Origin of the sequence: Pseudomonas sp. ES3-33 (genome assembly GCF_000952175.1) — a bacterium.
GTDB lineage: Bacteria > Pseudomonadota > Gammaproteobacteria > Pseudomonadales > Pseudomonadaceae > Aquipseudomonas > Aquipseudomonas gregormendelii.
Genome location: NZ_JZRI01000153.1, coordinates 13,264 through 29,197 on the forward strand (window position 1 = coordinate 13,264; position 15,934 = coordinate 29,197).

General features: G+C 60.7%; 15 protein-coding genes. 8 read left to right on the forward strand and 7 right to left on the reverse strand.

Annotation, left to right across the window (positions count from 1 at the left end):
* Window positions 1-133: 133 nt before the first annotated feature.
* The 5 genes from UB23_RS26020 (at window position 134) to UB23_RS26040 (ending at window position 4,045) form a co-directional block, all read left to right on the forward strand.
* Complete coding sequence (locus UB23_RS26020; protein ID WP_045062157.1) at window positions 134-793, forward strand: FadR/GntR family transcriptional regulator; 660 nt, start codon at window positions 134-136, stop codon at window positions 791-793.
* Window positions 783-2,090 carry a CynX/NimT family MFS transporter gene (locus UB23_RS26025; protein ID WP_045062119.1) on the forward strand — a complete coding sequence of 436 codons (1,308 nt, stop codon included), beginning with the start codon at window positions 783-785 and terminating at the stop codon, window positions 2,088-2,090. The genes UB23_RS26020 and UB23_RS26025 overlap by 11 nt, the downstream gene beginning before the upstream one ends.
* Window positions 2,091-2,202: 112 nt before the next feature.
* Window positions 2,203-2,673, forward strand: coding sequence for a nuclear transport factor 2 family protein (locus UB23_RS26030; protein ID WP_045062120.1), 471 nt, complete (start codon window positions 2,203-2,205; stop codon window positions 2,671-2,673).
* Between the two features lie 40 nt (window positions 2,674-2,713).
* Entirely contained in the window at window positions 2,714-3,022 is a 309-nt protein-coding gene (locus tag UB23_RS26035; RefSeq protein WP_045062121.1) for a GIY-YIG nuclease family protein, read from the forward strand.
* Window positions 3,023-3,106: 84 nt separating this feature from the next.
* Window positions 3,107-4,045 (forward strand): glutathione S-transferase family protein, encoded by a 939-nt coding sequence (locus tag UB23_RS26040; protein WP_045062122.1) that lies wholly within the window; start codon window positions 3,107-3,109, stop codon window positions 4,043-4,045.
* A gap of 80 nt (window positions 4,046-4,125) precedes the next feature.
* Here the strand turns inward: UB23_RS26040 and UB23_RS26045 are convergent, their stop codons facing one another.
* Together UB23_RS26045 and yejK are read right to left on the reverse strand one after the other, a co-directional pair.
* Window positions 4,126-4,476: a glutaredoxin family protein gene (locus tag UB23_RS26045; protein ID WP_045062123.1), complete on the reverse strand. Its 351-nt coding sequence runs from the start codon at window positions 4,474-4,476 to the stop codon at window positions 4,126-4,128.
* Window positions 4,476-5,480, reverse strand: a complete 1,005-nt coding sequence (yejK, locus tag UB23_RS26050) for a nucleoid-associated protein YejK (RefSeq protein ID WP_045062124.1) — start codon at window positions 5,478-5,480, stop codon at window positions 4,476-4,478. The genes UB23_RS26045 and yejK overlap by 1 nt, the downstream gene beginning before the upstream one ends.
* Before the next feature lie 484 nt (window positions 5,481-5,964).
* On the opposite strand from yejK, the gene UB23_RS26055 reads away from it, so the two are divergent.
* Window positions 5,965-6,246: an HU family DNA-binding protein gene (locus UB23_RS26055; protein WP_007905514.1), complete on the forward strand. Its 282-nt coding sequence runs from the start codon at window positions 5,965-5,967 to the stop codon at window positions 6,244-6,246.
* A 187-nt stretch (window positions 6,247-6,433) separates the two neighbouring features.
* Here UB23_RS26055 and rlmF read toward each other — a convergent pair whose 3' ends face one another.
* The 5 genes from rlmF to UB23_RS26085 all read right to left on the reverse strand — a co-directional run bounded on the left by rlmF (window position 6,434) and on the right by UB23_RS26085 (window position 13,201).
* Window positions 6,434-7,450: a 23S rRNA (adenine(1618)-N(6))-methyltransferase RlmF gene (gene rlmF, locus UB23_RS26060; protein ID WP_045062125.1), complete on the reverse strand. Its 1,017-nt coding sequence runs from the start codon at window positions 7,448-7,450 to the stop codon at window positions 6,434-6,436.
* Window positions 7,451-7,684: 234 nt separating this feature from the next.
* Window positions 7,685-10,531, reverse strand: a complete 2,847-nt coding sequence (locus UB23_RS26065; RefSeq protein WP_045062126.1) for a valine--tRNA ligase — start codon at window positions 10,529-10,531, stop codon at window positions 7,685-7,687.
* Between the two features lie 227 nt (window positions 10,532-10,758).
* Entirely contained in the window at window positions 10,759-11,124 is a 366-nt protein-coding gene (locus tag UB23_RS26075) for a hypothetical protein (RefSeq protein WP_045062128.1), read from the reverse strand.
* A gap of 8 nt (window positions 11,125-11,132) precedes the next feature.
* Window positions 11,133-11,561, reverse strand: a complete 429-nt coding sequence (locus UB23_RS26080) for a DNA polymerase III subunit chi (RefSeq protein ID WP_045062129.1) — start codon at window positions 11,559-11,561, stop codon at window positions 11,133-11,135.
* Between the two features lie 149 nt (window positions 11,562-11,710).
* Window positions 11,711-13,201 carry a leucyl aminopeptidase gene (locus UB23_RS26085; protein WP_045062130.1) on the reverse strand — a complete coding sequence of 497 codons (1,491 nt, stop codon included), beginning with the start codon at window positions 13,199-13,201 and terminating at the stop codon, window positions 11,711-11,713.
* Between the two features lie 400 nt (window positions 13,202-13,601).
* Here UB23_RS26085 and lptF point away from each other — a divergent pair, with 400 nt between their 5' ends.
* Both lptF and lptG read left to right on the forward strand, forming a co-directional pair.
* Window positions 13,602-14,720 carry an LPS export ABC transporter permease LptF gene (gene lptF / locus UB23_RS26090; protein ID WP_045062131.1) on the forward strand — a complete coding sequence of 373 codons (1,119 nt, stop codon included), beginning with the start codon at window positions 13,602-13,604 and terminating at the stop codon, window positions 14,718-14,720.
* A complete protein-coding gene (gene lptG / locus UB23_RS26095; protein ID WP_045062132.1) occupies window positions 14,713-15,774 on the forward strand; it encodes an LPS export ABC transporter permease LptG in 1,062 nt (353 codons plus the stop codon). Before lptF ends, lptG begins: the two co-directional genes overlap by 8 nt.
* Window positions 15,775-15,934 lie beyond the last annotated feature (160 nt).

Sequence of the window (15,934 nt, forward strand, 5' to 3'; positions counted from 1 at the left end):
CGGGAAAGTTCCTCAATATCTGTCGGATGTGAGCTGGCTGTTCTACCTGGATGGAGCAGCGGTTGCCTTTAGGAGCAAACCTGACTAACATGTCAGGAAATACATCCTATGATTGGATGACTGCAAGGGTGTCTTGGCTCAGATGTCTCCATTGGTAAAAAGATCTCTGGTCGACCAGGCGTTGGATCAGCTTCGTTTACGCATTACCGAAGGCACGTGGACTGTGGGCCAACGCCTGCCCACCGAACCCGAGTTGTCCGCAGAGCTCGGTATCAGCCGTAATACCGTGCGTGAAGCCATGCGCGTGTTGGCCTTTTCCGGATTGATTGAGATTCGCCAGGGTGACGGTAGTTACTTGCGCGCGGTGATCGATCCACTCGACACCCTCAAAGCGCTGTCCCGCTGCTCTCATGAGCAGGCCCGCGAAACCCGGCACATTCTTGAAGTCGAGGCCATTGGCCTGGCCGCCTTGCGCCGCACTGACGAAGACCTGGTGGCCTTGCGTGAAGCACTGGGGGTCAGCGGCAGCCACTACCATGGCGATCTCGACAGCTACATCGCCTGCGACCTGGTGTTTCACCGGCGCCTGGTCGATGCCGCACACAACCCCACGCTCAGTGAGCTGTATCGCTACTTCTCCAGCATCGTCGGTGCGCAACTGCGCCAGACCCTGAACATCACCCCACGGCGCCAGGAAGTGTTCGACCTGCATATCGAACTGCTGGACGCCGTCGAGCAACGTGACCCGGAACGGGCCAAAGCCCTGTCCAGGCAGTTGATCAATGAACCTTGAACACGAGAAAACCATGTCCAGCCGTAACAGCAACATCCCTGAAGCCAAACGCACGGCAGAGCTCGAAGAGCTGCTGATCGACGCCGAGGCCGATGACGACGAGGTGCAGAACAGCCATCCGATCCTGCGCCGGCCCTGGCTGCTGTTGCTGGGCCTGATCCTGGTGGCATTGAACTTGCGCCCGGCGCTGTCGAGCATGGCGCCGATGCTCAGTGACGTGTCGAAAAGCCTCGGATTATCGGCGGCCCAGGCCGGTCTGCTGACCACCTTGCCGGTGCTGTGCCTCGGCCTGTTCGCACCGCTGGCACCGATCCTGGCGCGCCGTTTCGGCGCCGAACGGGTGGTGCTGGGCATTCTGCTGACGCTGGCCGGAGGAATCATCCTGCGCAGTTCGTTTGGCGAAATCGGCCTGTTTGCCGGCAGCGTGCTGGCGGGTGCCAGCATTGGTGTGATCGGCGTATTGCTGCCGGGTATCGTCAAGCGCGACTTTGCCAAACACGCGGGTACCATGACCGGGGTCTACACCATGGCCCTGTGCCTGGGGGCAGCGATGGCCGCAGGCGCCACCGTGCCGCTGAGCGAACATTTCGACCAGAGCTGGGCAACGGGCCTGGGCTTCTGGGTTATTCCGGCGTTGGTCGCGGCGCTGTTCTGGCTGCCGCAAGTCGGGCACAAACACGGTGCGCACAATGTCGCCTACCGGGTTCGCGGTTTGCTGCGTGACCCGCTGGCCTGGCAAGTGACCCTGTACATGGGCCTGCAATCGTCCCTGGCGTATATCGTGTTTGGCTGGTTGCCTTCGATCCTGATCGGTCGCGGCCTGACGCCGACCCAGGCGGGGCTGGTTCTGTCCGGCTCGGTGATTGTGCAGTTGGCCAGTTCCTTGGCGGCTCCCTGGCTGGCGACTCGCGGCAAGGACCAGCGCCTGGCCATCGTGGTCGTTATGGCTTTGACCCTCAGTGGCCTGTTCGGGTGCCTGTATGCGCCGATCGATGGCTTGTGGGGCTGGGCGATTCTGCTCGGGCTGGGACAGGGCGGGGCGTTCAGCCTGGCGCTGACCCTGATCGTGCTGCGCTCGCGAGATGCCCACGTAGCGGCGAACCTGTCGAGCATGGCCCAAGGCTTCGGCTACACCCTGGCATCCATGGGGCCATTGGCGGTCGGCATCGTGCATGACTGGACCGGCGGCTGGGCGGCGGTCGGCTGGATTTTCGGGGTCATCGGCCTGGGCGCGATCCTTGCCGGCCTGGGAGCCGGGCGATCGTTGTACGTTCAAGTAGTCAGCGAAAAACTCTGACACCTCGGACACTATCGGTATTCGGCCCACGAATGCCGATAGTGTTCCGCGAATTGGCAGGCTATCGTGCGGGCAGTCTTCAAAACTGTTTTGCAACCCAGGGAGCCTGCACATGAGTGATGCCCACCAAGCATTGATTACCCGGTTTTACCAGGCTTTCCAGCGGCTGGATGCCGAGGCCATGAGCGCCTGCTACACCGATGACGTGGTGTTCAGTGACCCGGCCTTCGGTGAACTGCATGGGCGTGATGCGGGTGATATGTGGCGCATGCTCACCACTCGCGCCAAGGACTTTTCCCTGACGTTCGACGACGTGCGCGCCGACGAGCGCACCGGGAGTGCACATTGGGTGGCGACGTACCTGTTCAGCCAGACCGGCAATACCGTGGTCAACGACATCCAGGCGCGGTTCGTGTTTCGCGACGGAAAAATCTGCGAGCACCACGACCTTTTTGACCTGTGGTCCTGGTCGCGCCAGGCGCTGGGTTTAAAAGGTCTGCTATTGGGCTGGTCGCCCTTGGTAAAAAACGCCGTTCGGGCCCAGGCCTTGAAGGGGTTGAAGGCATTCCAGGCCGGGCGCTGATAAGATCGCCACTTGTTTCTTTTCCAATCCAGATCGTCAATTGAACAGTCTCAGCCAAACGTCTGTTAGCGCCGTCGAAACGCCGCTGGTCAGCAAGCCCTGGTTCGTCTACCTCGTACGTGCCGCCAATGGTTCACTGTACTGCGGGATCAGCGACGACCCCGTGCGCCGCTTCGCCACTCACCAGCGGGGTAAAGGTGCGCGCTTCTTCCTCTCAAGCCCGGCCGTGGCCCTGGTGTACACCGAGGCCTGTCGCGACAGGAGTGAAGCGCTACGTCAGGAGCGGCTGATCAAGAAACTCAGGAAAAGCGCCAAGGAGTGCCTGGTCGCGAACTATCAATCTGACTGATCAGTTCCCATCAGGCAGACCCGTAGGCCGCCTGCCGATTGCGCGCTAAGCTGCTGACTCCTAATTCGCGCGGCGGAGCCGAGCATGTCCGAGTTGATCCTGCATCATTACCCGACGTCCCCTTTCGCCGAAAAGGCCCGCCTGTTGTTGGGTTTCAAGGGGCTGTCCTGGCGCTCGGTGAAGATTTCACCGGTGATGCCCAAGCCTGACCTCACCGCCTTGACGGGTGGCTATCGCAAGACGCCGGTGTTGCAGGTCGGTGCAGACATCTACTGCGACACTGCGTTGATTGCCCGGCGCCTGGAGCAGGAAAAAGCCTTGCCGGCACTCTTCCCGGAAGGTCAGGAGATGATCGCTGCGTCCTTCGCCGCCTGGGCGGACTCAGTGGTGTTCCAGCATGCCGTTAGCCTGGTGTTCCAGCCGGAATCTGTCGCCGTGCGTTTTGCCAGCCTGCCGCCGGAAGCAATCAAGGCCTTCCTGGCGGATCGCGCCGGGCTGTTCAGTGGTGGCAGCGCCACCCGCGTGTCTGCCGAGCAAGCCAGGCACCAGTGGCCGACGATCATGGCGCGACTCGAACAGCAACTGGAGCGCGAGCAGGGTGATTTCCTCTTCGGCGAGCCGTCGATTGCCGATTTCGCCCTGGCGCATCCACTGTGGTTCCTCAAGGCGACGCCGGTCACTTCGCCGCTGGTCGATGGGTATCCGGCAGTGTCAGCCTGGTTGGGCCGCGTCTTGGGCTTTGGCCATGGGGCTGCGAGCGAGATGACTGCAGAGCAAGCGCTTGAGGTGGCACGCAGCGCTACACCGGCGCAGTTGCCGCAGGAACGCTTTGCAGAACCTAACGGTTTCGAGGCGGGTCAGCGGGTAGTGATTGCGGCCACGGATTATGGGGTTGATCCGGTGGCGGGTGAGTTGGTGTTTGCCGGAAGTGAAGAGCTGATTCTGCGTCGCGAGGATGAGCGGTGCGGGGTGGTGCATGTGCATTTCCCGCGATTCGGGTTTCGTCTCGAAAAGCAGCGGTAGATCAACAGATCCCAGCCTCCGGCAGTTCCTGAATTAGAGCGGTGCTCATCTGCAGGCGCTGCCGAAGGCTGCGATCTTGTTTATTTCAAGGCTGCGAGTATGGCGTCCGGGTCATACCCGCGAATCAACGTCCCGTTTACATCGATGATCGGAATGCCGCCGCCACCCAGCGCCTCGTAAGCCTTGCGCGCCTGGGCATCCTTCTCGATATCGAACTCCTTGTAGGGAATGCCTTTCTGGTCGAGAAACCGTCGGGTCAACTTGCAGTAACCACACCATTCAGTGGCGTAGAGCACCACATCGGCCTTGGCCTGGGTCTGCTCCGATACCACCTGGGACGGATTGAACACCCGCTCGATCTTGCCCCAGTTCTGATAGACCACGATCACCAGCAGGATCAGCAGGAATTTTTTCAGCACGCCCCGCAGCATCAGTTGCGACGCTTGAGCTGATCGGTGAGCTGGGTTGGCAGGCCCTTGATGATCAGGGTGCCGGCTTCTTCGTCGTACTCGATCTTCGAGCCCAGCAGGTGCGCCTCAAAGCTGATGGAGAGGCCCTCGGCACGGCCCGTGAAACGACGGAATTGATTCAGGGTACGTTTGTCCGCAGGGATCTCCGGAGACAGGCCGTAGTCCTTGTTGCGGATGTGATCGTAGAACGCCTTAGGACGTTCTTCATCAATCAACCCGGACAGTTCCTCCAGGCCCATGGGCTCACCCATCTTGGCCTGGCTGCTGGCGTAGTCCACCAGCGTCTTGGTTTTCTCCCGGGCGGACTCTTCCGGCAGGTCTTCGCTTTCAACGAAATCACTGAAGGCCTTGAGCAGCGTGCGGGTTTCACCGGGGCCGTCGACGCCTTCCTGGCAGCCGATGAAGTCGCGGAAGTACTCCGAGACCTTTTTCCCGTTCTTGCCTTTGATGAACGAAATGTACTGCTTGGACTGCTTGTTGTTCTGCCACTCCGACACGTTGATCCGCGCCGCGAGGTGCAGCTGACCCAGGTCCAGGTGGCGGGACGGGGTCACATCGAGCTGCTCGGTCACGGCGACGCCTTCGCTGTGATGCAGCAGGGCGATGGCCAGGTAGTCAGTCATGCCTTGCTGATAGTGTGCAAACAGCACGTGCCCACCGACCGAGAGGTTGGATTCCTCCATCAGCTTCTGCAGATGCTCCACCGCCACCCGGCTGAATGCCGTGAAGTCCTTGCCGCCTTCGAGATACTCCTTCAGCCAGCCGCTGAACGGGTGCGCCCCGGACTCGGCATGGAACAAACCCCATGCCTTGCCTTGTTTGGCGTTGTAGCTCTCGTTGAGGTCGGCAAGCATGTTCTCGATGGCGCTCGACTCAGGTAACTCTTCGTCGCGGGCATGCAGAACTGCAGGCGTGCCGTCGGGTTTTTTGTCGATCAGGTGGACGATGCAATGGCGGATCGGCATGGGCTTCTCGGCTGATTGTAGAGGGGAGGGCGCGCTCCCCGAAAAAGCGCCCAGTGTACCGCAACTAGGTATGCATGCCCTTTGTAGGAGCTGCCGAAGGCTGCGATCTTTTGACTTTGCTTTTTAAACAAAAAAGATCAAAAGATCGCAGCCTTCGGCAGCTCCTACGGGGGTTGAGGGGCAATTTGCGGGTGCGCAGCGGCCCTTATGCTGTTTTTTAACGTTTTAGACCAATAAAGCTGACCAAATGGGTAGCTAGAGGCGGATATTTCCCCGTCTCTGTGCTAGTTTTGCCCGGTCTTGCGCGAAGTCACTGCGTTAAGCGTGCATTCAGCATTTGTCAGGTCGAACCAAACCCTGATTTCGGTATCTATAACCCCGATCCCGTGGTTATTGGCCGAGGGTGCCAGATCCAGAAGATCGGGCTCGATGGCTGACACTGCACTCTGCAATCCATATGAATTTGATAGGGAAGGAACACTACATGGCTCTTACTAAAGACCAACTGATCGCCGACATCGCTGAAGCTATCGACGCGCCAAAAACCACCGCGCGTAATGCTCTGGACCAACTGGGCCAAATCGTTGCCGATCAGCTGGAAAATGGCGGCGAAATCACTCTGCCAGGTATCGGCAAATTGAAAGTGACCGAACGTCCTGCCCGTACTGGCCGCAACCCTTCGACTGGCGCTGCCATCGAAATCGCTGCCAAGAAAGTTATCAAGCTGGTTGTGGCCAAAGGCCTGACCGACGCTGTTAACAAGTAAGACGTGTAAAAAAACCGTGCTCCGGAGCGATCCGGGCACGGTTTTTTTGTGCCTGTGATTTGCCGGAGGGCTCGAACCATCGCGGGAGTATCACCGCTGTAGGCGCTGTCGAGTGAAACGAGGCTGCGATCTCTTGATCTTTCACAACAACATCAAGAGATCGCAGCGTGCCGCAGCGCCTACGGTCTCAGCGAGCCCAGCGCTGACGCCAGATTTGCTGTTCGCTCTTGGTCTGGAACGTCCAGGCGACGAAACGGCTTTTCTTCTGCCCCTGGGACATTTCCACGACCTGGCTTTCCAGCACGCCGGCCTTTTTCAGGGCGATCTCGATCGCGGGCAGGTTCGACGCCTTGGACACCAGGGTGCTGAACCACAGCACCTTGTGCTGGAAATGCGCGCTCTCGGCGATCAATTGAGTCACGAAGCGGGCCTCGCCGCCCTCGCACCACAGTTCAGCCGACTGGCCACCAAAGTTCAGCACCGGCAGCTTGCGTTTCGGGTCGGCGCGACCCAGTGCGCGCCATTTACGCTCGCTGCCCTTGGTGGCTTCGTCCATCGAGGCGTGGAACGGCGGGTTGCACATGGTCAGGTCGAAGCGTTCGCCCGGCTCCAGCAACCCCAGCAGGATGTGCTTGGGGTTGGTTTGCTGGCGCAACTGAATGGCCTTGTTCAGCCCGTTGGACTGGACGATGGCCTTGGCAGCGGCCACGGCGGTCGGGTCGATTTCCGAGCCGAGGAAGTGCCAGCGGTAGTCGCTGTAGCCAATCAGCGGATAGACGCAGTTGGCGCCCATGCCGATGTCGAGCACCTTGACCGGCGCGCCACGGGGGATTTCGCCGTCATTGACGCTGGCCAACAGGTCGGCCAGGAAGTGCACATAGTCGGCACGCCCCGGAACCGGCGGGCACAGGTAATCCGCCGGGATGTCCCAGTGGGCCACGCCGTAGAACGACTTGAGCAGCGCGCGGTTGAACACCCGCACCGCGTCCGGGCTGGCGAAGTCGATGCTTTCCTTGCCGTATGGGTTGGTGATCACGAACTTCGCCAGTTCGGGCGTGGTCTTGATCAGCGCCGGGAAGTCATAACGACCCTGGTGGCGGTTGCGCGGGTGCAGGCTGGCCTTTTCGCGGGGCTCGACGGCTTTGGCCGGGGTCGCGGATTCGGGCTTCTTGCGCGCAGGGCGGGGTGTGCGGGGGGCGTTCATGGGTGTGATCGATTCGGGTATGGCTGAAAGTGACGGGCATTGTCCCACATTAGCTACCCAATGACGCATATCCCCTGTAGGAGCTGCCGAAGGCTGCGATCTTTTGATCTTGATTTTGAAGATCAAAAGATCGCAGCCTTCGGCAGCTCCTACAGGGGGCGGTGTTTGTGGGTGAGTGGCAGGCACAAAAAAGGGAGGCCATTTCTGGCCTCCCTTTTTCATTGCGATTTGCCGTTACAAACTGGCAATCCGCGCATGCTGCTCGGCCAGTTTGCCCAAAGCCTGTTGCGCTTCGGCCAGTTTGGCGCGTTCCTTCTCGATGACTTCGGCCGGCGCCTTGTCGACGAAACCGGCGTTCGACAGCTTGCCGCCCACGCGCTGGACTTCACCTTGCAAGCGCAGGATTTCCTTGTCCAGGCGTGCCAGCTCGGCGTCCTTGTCGATCAGGCCGGCCATTGGCACAAGCACTTCCATCTCGCCGACCAGGGCGGTCGCGGACAGTGGTGCTTCTTCGTCTGCTGCCAGCACAGTGATCGACTCGAGGCGCGCGAGCTTCTTCAGCAGGGCTTCGTTTTCGCTGAGACGACGCTGGTCTTCGGCGCTGACGTTCTTCAGGAACAGGTTAAGCGGCTTGCCTGGACCAATGTTCATTTCGGCGCGAATGTTACGCGTGCCGAGCATCAGCGTTTTCAGCCATTCGATGTCATCTTCGGCGGCTGCGTCAATGCGCTCTTCATTGGCCACTGGCCAAGGCTGCAGCATGATTGTCTTGCCTTCGATGCCGGCCAGCGGCGCGATACGCTGCCAGATTTCTTCGGTGATGAACGGCATGAACGGGTGCGCCAGGCGCAGGGCGACTTCCAGTACGCGAACCAGGGTGCGACGGGTGCCGCGCTGGCGTTCGACCGGCGCGTTTTCGTCCCACAGCACCGGCTTGGACAGTTCCAGGTACCAGTCGCAATACTGGTTCCAGATGAACTCGTACAAGGCTTGTGCGGCCAGGTCGAAGCGGAACTGGTCGAGTTGACGGGTCACTTCGGCTTCGGTGCGTTGCAGCTGCGAGATGATCCAGCGATCCGCCAGGGACAGTTCGTAGGCTTCGCCGTTCTGGCCGCAGTCTTCGCCTTTGTCCAGCACGTAGCGCGCCGCGTTCCAGATCTTGTTGCAGAAGTTGCGATAGCCTTCGACGCGGCCCATGTCGAACTTGATGTCGCGACCGGTGGAGGCCAGCGAGCAGAAAGTGAAGCGCAGGGCGTCGGTGCCGTAGCTGGCGATGCCGTCGGCGAATTCGTCGCGGGTCTGCTTCTCGATCTTCTTCGCCAGTTTCGGCTGCATCATGCCGGAAGTGCGTTTCTGCACCAGATCTTCCAGCTCGATGCCGTCGATGATGTCCAGCGGGTCAAGGACGTTACCCTTGGACTTGGACATCTTCTGGCCCTGGCCATCGCGCACCAGGCCGTGCACATACACGGTCTTGAATGGAACCTGCGGCGTGCCGTCTTCGTTTTTCACCAAATGCATGGTGAGCATGATCATCCGGGCAACCCAGAAGAAAATGATGTCGAAACCGGTCACCAGCACGTCGGTGGAGTGGAACTTCTTCAGGAATTCGGTCTGCTCAGGCCAGCCGAGCGTGGAGAACGTCCACAGGCCCGAACTGAACCAGGTGTCGAGTACGTCGTTGTCCTGTTGCAATGCCACGTCCGGGCCGAGGTTGTGCTTGGTGCGCACTTCGGCTTCGTTGCGACCGACGTAGACTTTGCCCGACTCGTCGTACCAGGCCGGGATCCGGTGACCCCACCACAGCTGACGGCTGATGCACCAGTCCTGGATGTCACGCATCCACGAGAAGTACATGTTTTCGTATTGTTTCGGCACGAACTGGATGCGGCCGTCTTCAACGGCAGCAATTGCAGGCTCGGCCAAAGGCTTGGTCGACACGTACCACTGGTCGGTCAGCCACGGCTCGATGATGGTGCCCGAGCGATCGCCTTTCGGCACTTTCAGGGCGTGATCGTCGACGCTGACCAGCAGGCCGGCGGCGTCGAAGGCGGCAACGATTTGCTTGCGCGCCTCGAAGCGGTCCAGGCCTGCGTATTCAGCCGGGATCTTGCCGTCGATGCTTTCGTTCAGTGTGCCGTCGAGGTTGAACACCTGGCAGGCCGGCAAGACGGCGGCGTTCTTGTCGAAGATGTTCAGCAGCGGCAGGTTGTGACGCTTGCCGACTTCGTAGTCGTTGAAATCGTGGGCCGGGGTGATTTTCACACAACCGGTGCCGAACTCAGGATCGCAGTAATCGTCGGCGATGATCGGAATGCGGCGGCCGACCAGCGGCAGCTCGACAAATTTGCCGATCAGGGCTTTGTAGCGTTCATCGTTCGGGTTAACGGCCACGGCGGCGTCGCCGAGCATGGTTTCCGGGCGAGTGGTCGCGACGATCAGGAAGTCGTTGCCTTCAGCGGTTTTCGCGCCGTCGGCCAACGGGTACTTGAGGTTCCACAGGAAACCTTTCTCGTCGTGGTTTTCCACTTCGAGGTCGGAAATCGCCGTGTGCAGCTTGGTGTCCCAGTTGACCAGGCGCTTGCCGCGGTAGATCAGGCCGTCTTCGTGCAGGCGCACGAATGCTTCCTTGACCGCTTCAGACAGGCCGTCGTCCATGGTGAAGCGCTCGCGGCTCCAGTCTACGGACGAGCCGAGGCGGCGGATCTGGCGGCTGATGTTGCCACCGGACTGATCCTTCCATTCCCAGATTTTCTCGAGGAATTTCTCGCGACCAAGATCGTGGCGACTCTGACCCTGGGCTTCGAGTTGACGCTCCACCAGCATCTGCGTAGCGATACCGGCGTGGTCGGTACCCGGCTGCCACAGAGTGTTGCGACCCTGCATGCGGCGGAAACGGATCAGGGCGTCCATGATCGCGTTGTTGAAGCCGTGCCCCATGTGCAGGCTGCCCGTCACATTCGGCGGCGGGATCATGATGGTGTAGGACTCGCCCGCGCCTTGCGGGGCGAAGTAATTCTCAGACTCCCAGGTGTTGTACCAGGAAGTTTCAATGGCGTGCGGCTGGTAGGTCTTATCCATGCGCGGCGGGACCCTATTGGCATTAATTCAGGAAAAGCCGACGAGTATAGCGGGGCATGGGGCGAAGGGCGAGCAGGGGCGGACAGGGCGCGTCATCTCTCACGGTGCGAACACGGTAGGAGCTGCCGCAGGCTGCGATCTTTTGATCTTGATCTTTTCCGGAATAGTCGAAGATCGAAATCAAAAGATCGCAGCCCGCAGCAGCTTCTGCAGTGCCAGGGTGGGGGCTACTCGTACTGGCTGAGCAACCGCTCCATCCGCGCCGCCAGTCGGCGTTTGATTTCGGTTTCGATGTGCGGCGCAAAGTCGTCGATCACGTCTTGCATGATCAGCATGGCAGCGGCGCGCAGTTCGCCGTCCAGATGCAGCAAGGCGTCCGGGCCTTTATCTTCGGCAGCCGGGGCAGGGGGCGGTTCGCTGGCGGCTGGCGGGTTGCCGGCAGCCTCGAACAGCATGGGGATCTGTTCCTGATCCTCGTCCTCGACCGTGTCGGTCAGCAACGGTGGTTGCAGGTTGTCATCGCCGAGCAGTTGGCGGATCGACTCGAGGTCGTCCAGCAGATGCGCGGACTGTTGCTGTTTTGGCGTGTCCATCGGAATACTCAGAGTCGCTGTAAACGGTGGTCTTGCAAAGGATAGCCCTGTTCGCGATAGAAACGGAAACTCTCCCGCGCGGCCTGGCGAATCACCGGGTCTTCCACCACCACTTCCGCCACGCGGGCGAACTTGTTGGCAAAGGTCGGTACTTTCAGGTCGAGATTAACCAGCAGGTCCTGATGTTGACCGCAGTCGTCTCCCAGGCCCAGCACAATCAAACCCTGCGGCTCGCTCTCGGCGGGGCCATGGGGCACGAAACTTTCGCCCTTGAACGCCCAGAGGCGTGCGTCGAGATCGTCACGTTGGCTCGCATCGCTGCAATGCAGGTAGATGCGATGGCCCATGCGCCAGGCTTTTTCAGTGAGCTTGCAGGCGAAATCCAGCCGCGCCGACGGATCGGCGCTGGGCAGGATATAGAAGTCGACTTTGGTCATTGCGGTTCCTGGAATCAACTTCCGCGGAATCTGTAGGAGCGAGCTTGCTCGCGAAGGTCGTCAACGATTACGCGGGAAACCAGGTTAATCGCGGTGATCTTGAGTTTTTCGCGAGCAAGCTCGCTCCTACAGTGGTCAGTGAGCGATATTTAGGCTTTGGCGCGGTCCAGCAGGTACTGGGTCAGCAGGGGCACCGGACGGCCAGTGGCGCCCTTGTCCTTGCCGCCGCTGGTCCAAGCGGTGCCGGCGATGTCCAGGTGCGCCCAGTTGAGGTTCTTGGTAAAGCGCGACAGGAAGCAGGCTGCGGTGATGGTGCCGGCTTTCGGCCCGCCAATGTTGGCGATGTCGGCAAACGGGCTGTCGAGCTGTTCCTGGTACTCATCGAACAGTGGCAACTGCCAGGCACGGTCGTCTGCGGACTGACCGGCGCTGAGCAGCTGGCCGATCAGTTCGTCGTTGTTGCCCAGCAGGCCGGAGGTGTGTGCGCCCAGGGCGACGACACAGGCGCCGGTCAGGGTCGCGATGTCGATCACGGCCTGGGGCTTGAAACGTTCTGAATAGGTCAGGGCGTCGCACAGCACCAGGCGGCCTTCGGCGTCGGTGTTGAGGATTTCCACGGTCTGGCCGCTCATGGTGGTGACGATGTCGCCTGGGCGCGCAGCGTTGCCGCTCGGCATGTTCTCGGCGCAGGCCAGGATGCACACCAGGTTGATCGGCAGTTTCAGTTCGAGCACGGCGCGCAGGGTACCGAAGACGCTGGCGGCGCCGCCCATGTCGTACTTCATTTCGTCCATGCCGGCGCCCGGCTTGAGGCTGATGCCGCCGGTGTCGAAAGTGATGCCTTTGCCGACCAGGGCGAACGGCTTCTCGGATTTCTTGCCGCCGTTGTATTGCATGACGATCAGGCGCGGAGGCTGGGCGCTGCCCTGGCCCACGGCGTAGAACGAGCCCATGCCCAGGTCCTTGATCTTCTTCTCGTCAAGGACTTCGACTTTCAGGCTCTTGAATTCCTTGCCCAGGCTCTTGGCCTGCTCGCCCAGGAAAGTCGGGTGGCAGATGTTCGGCGGCAGGTTGCCCAGGTTGCGGGTGAACGCCATGCCGTTGGCGATCGCGGTAGCGTGGGCCACGGCACGCTCGACTTCAGCCTGGGCGGCCTTGATGGTCACCAGGGTGATTTTCTTCAGGGCGCGCGGCTCGGCTTTCTGGCTCTTGAACTGGTCGAATGTGTATTGGCCGTCCACCAGGGTTTCAGCCAGCAGGCGGGTCTTGCCGTAGCTGTCACGACCCTTGACCACGACTTCGTCCAGTGCCAGTACCGCATCGCTGCCGTTCAGGCCCTTGAGGGTATTGAGGATGCCGGCAATGATTTTACGGAATGGGCGATCACCCAGTTCTTCGTCCTTGCCGACGCCGACCAGCAATACGCGCTCGGCCTTGAGGTTGGGCAGGCTGTGCAGCAGCAGGCTCTGGCCAACTTTGCCGGCGAGGTCGCCACGCTTGAGCACGGCGCTGATCGCGCCGCCGCTCAGTGCGTCAATTTGGCTGGCCACGGCGCCGAGTTTGCGGCCTTCGCTGACGGCAACCACCAGCGTGGCGGTTTTCAACGTTTGCGGATTAACGCTTTTTACAACCAGTTCCATGTCGGGGCCCCTGAATCAATGATCAACACGCAAGTGTCTGAACTTGCCTATAAATAGAGTACGCAAGGCAGGCTTGCGGCAAAGGCCGCAGTTTGAACCTCGTCGGCGGCGCCTGACAACCCTGGGTCGCAGGTTCGTCACGGTTCCGGCCGCTCTTGCAGGAGCGAACTGGATCCGGGCGGCGTTGCGCCGATGAACCTGAGAGCACCGTTGAGTGTCAGACGTCCCGCGTAATCGTTGACGAGCACGCGAGCGAGCTCCCGCATGGCGAACGCGCGCAGTGACAGGCGCATGCAATCACAGGATAATGCGCCATCTTTTTCGGCGGCCCTGCTTTGCGGTCCGCCTGCTACGTTTGCTTGTTTGGCCGCCTTCGCCTGACAACCCTGGAGTGTCTGGTTTGATTGTCTTTCGTTACCTATCCCGCGAAGTCCTGTTGACCTTGAGCGCCGTCAGCGCCGTGCTGCTGGTCATCATCATGAGCGGACGCTTCATCAAATACCTCGCCCAGGCCGCTGCGGGCCTTCTGGATCCAGGCTCCCTGTTCCTGATCATGGGGTTTCGTCTGCCGGGCTTCCTGCAACTGATCCTGCCACTGGGCCTGTTCCTGGGCATTCTGCTGGCTTACGGTCGCCTGTACCTCGAAAGCGAAATGACCGTGTTGTCGGCCACCGGCATGAGTCAGCAACGCCTGTTCGCCATGACCCTGTTCCCGGCCACCCTGGTGGCATTGGTGGTGGCATGGCTGAGCCTGAGCCTGGCGCCACAAGGGGCCAACCAGTTCCAGTTGCTGCTGAACAAGCAAGACGCCCTGACTGAATTCGACACCCTGGAGCCGGGCCGCTTCCAGGCCCTACGTGATGGAACGCGGGTGACCTACACCGAGACCCTGACGGACGATCGCATCAACCTCGGTGGCGTGTTCATTTCCCAGAAGAACACCAGCACCGACCAGAAGGATCGCGGAATTTCCGTGCTGGTGGCCGAGAGGGGTCGCCAGGAAATCCGCCCTGACGGCAACCGCTACCTGATTCTCGACAATGGCTATCGCTACGACGGCAAGCCGGGCCAGGCCGACTATCGCGCCATCAAGTACGACGAGTACGGCGTGCTGCTGCCCAAGCCGGATGTCAGCGACGAAGTCACCGACCGTGACGCGATGCCCACCAGCAGCCTGATTGGCAGCGATGACGTTCGCTCGCGCACCGAATTGCAATGGCGCATGTCCCTGCCGTTGCTGGTCTTTATTGTCACCCTGATGGCGGTGCCGCTGTCGCGAGTGAATCCGCGCCAGGGGCGATTCCTCAAGCTGCTGCCAGCGATTCTTCTTTATATGGCCTACCTGACCATCCTGATTGCCGCTCGCGGCGCGCTCGAAAAAGGCAAGATCCCGATGGCCCTCGGCTTGTGGTGGGTGCACGGGATCTTCCTGGCGATTGGGCTGGGCTTGCTCTATTGGGAGCCCCTGCGCCTGAAGATGGCGAGTCGCCGCAGCGCGCTGGAGGTGGCCCGTGGTTAAGCTGGATCGCTACATTGGTAGCAGTGTTTTCGTCGCCATCCTGGCCGTATTGGGCATCATTCTCGGTTTGGCGACGCTGTTCGCCTTCATCGACGAGATGGGCGATGCGAGCGATACCTACACCTTGCTGGACGTGTTGAGTTACGTCCTGCTGACGGCCCCCCGACGTTTGTACGACATGTTGCCGATGGCGGCCTTGATCGGCTGCCTGATCGGCCTGGGGAGCCTGGCCAGCAACAGCGAACTGACCATCATGCGCGCCGCTGGCGTGTCCATTGGCCGGATCGTCTGGGCAGTAATGAAGCCGATGCTGGTGCTGATGGTTGTCGGAGTCCTGATCGGCGAGTACGTTGCGCCGGCCACCGAAAGCGCTGCCCAGGCCAATCGTTCGCTGGCCCAGGGCAGCGGTGACGCGCAAAGTGCCCGTCACGGCCTGTGGCATCGCCAGGGTGACGAGTTCATTCACGTCAACTCGGTACAACCCAACGGCTTGCTGTACGGTGTCACCCGCTATCGCTTCGACAAAGAGCGGCACATGCTGTCGGCCAGCTTCGCCAAGCGTGCGGAGTTCGACAAGGACCACTGGCAGCTGAGCGATGTCACCACCACGGTATTCCATGAGAAGAACACTGAAGTGGTTGCGGCCCCGGTCGAGCGCTGGGAAGTTGCCCTCAGTCCGCAACTGCTGAGCACGGTGGTCATGGCGCCAGAGTCTCTGTCGATCTCCGGTTTGTGGGGGTATATCCATTACCTGGCCGACCAGGGGCTGAATAACGGCCGTTACTGGTTGGCATTTTGGGTCAAGGTGTTGCAGCCGCTGGTCACTGCGGCACTGGTGCTGATGGCGATCTCCTTCATCTTTGGTCCGCTGCGCTCGGTGACCCTCGGTCAGCGGGTGTTCACCGGTGTACTGGTGGGGTTCACCTTCCGAATCGTTCAGGATCTGCTGGGGCCATCGAGCCTGGTGTTCGGTTTCTCGCCGCTGTTTGCGGTGCTGGTGCCTGCCAGCGTGTGCGCCCTGGCCGGGGTCTGGTTGTTGCGCCGGGCCGGTTGATTGCGGGTATTTCCCGAACAACGAGCCAATGAAAAACGCCCTTGTCGTGAGACCGGGGCGTTTTTGTCAGTGCCGTCCGACCTGCGCAGGTGACGCTTGCGCCGTGGATCAGGTACAATTCCCGGCTATTTTTCCGCGGGCTATGCCTGCAGCCTTTTTG

Bases quoted from the DNA above. Each gene is read 5' to 3' on its own strand.
- UB23_RS26065 (WP_045062126.1), bottom strand. From the start codon at position 10,531: ATGGATAAGACCTACCAGCCGCACGCCATTGAAACTTCCTGGTACAAC.
- UB23_RS26040 (WP_045062122.1), top strand. From the start codon at position 3,107: ATGTCCGAGTTGATCCTGCATCATTACCCGACGTCCCCTTTCGCCGAA.
- UB23_RS26085 (WP_045062130.1), bottom strand. From the start codon at position 13,201: ATGGAACTGGTTGTAAAAAGCGTTAATCCGCAAACGTTGAAAACCGCC.
- rlmF (WP_045062125.1), bottom strand. From the start codon at position 7,450: ATGAACGCCCCCCGCACACCCCGCCCTGCGCGCAAGAAGCCCGAATCC.
- yejK (WP_045062124.1), bottom strand. From the start codon at position 5,480: ATGCCGATCCGCCATTGCATCGTCCACCTGATCGACAAAAAACCCGAC.
- UB23_RS26080 (WP_045062129.1), bottom strand. From the start codon at position 11,561: ATGACCAAAGTCGACTTCTATATCCTGCCCAGCGCCGATCCGTCGGCG.
- UB23_RS26075 (WP_045062128.1), bottom strand. From the start codon at position 11,124: ATGGACACGCCAAAACAGCAACAGTCCGCGCATCTGCTGGACGACCTC.
- UB23_RS26045 (WP_045062123.1), bottom strand. From the start codon at position 4,476: ATGCTGCGGGGCGTGCTGAAAAAATTCCTGCTGATCCTGCTGGTGATC.
- UB23_RS26030 (WP_045062120.1), top strand. From the start codon at position 2,203: ATGAGTGATGCCCACCAAGCATTGATTACCCGGTTTTACCAGGCTTTC.
- UB23_RS26025 (WP_045062119.1), top strand. From the start codon at position 783: ATGAACCTTGAACACGAGAAAACCATGTCCAGCCGTAACAGCAACATC.
- UB23_RS26055 (WP_007905514.1), top strand. From the start codon at position 5,965: ATGGCTCTTACTAAAGACCAACTGATCGCCGACATCGCTGAAGCTATC.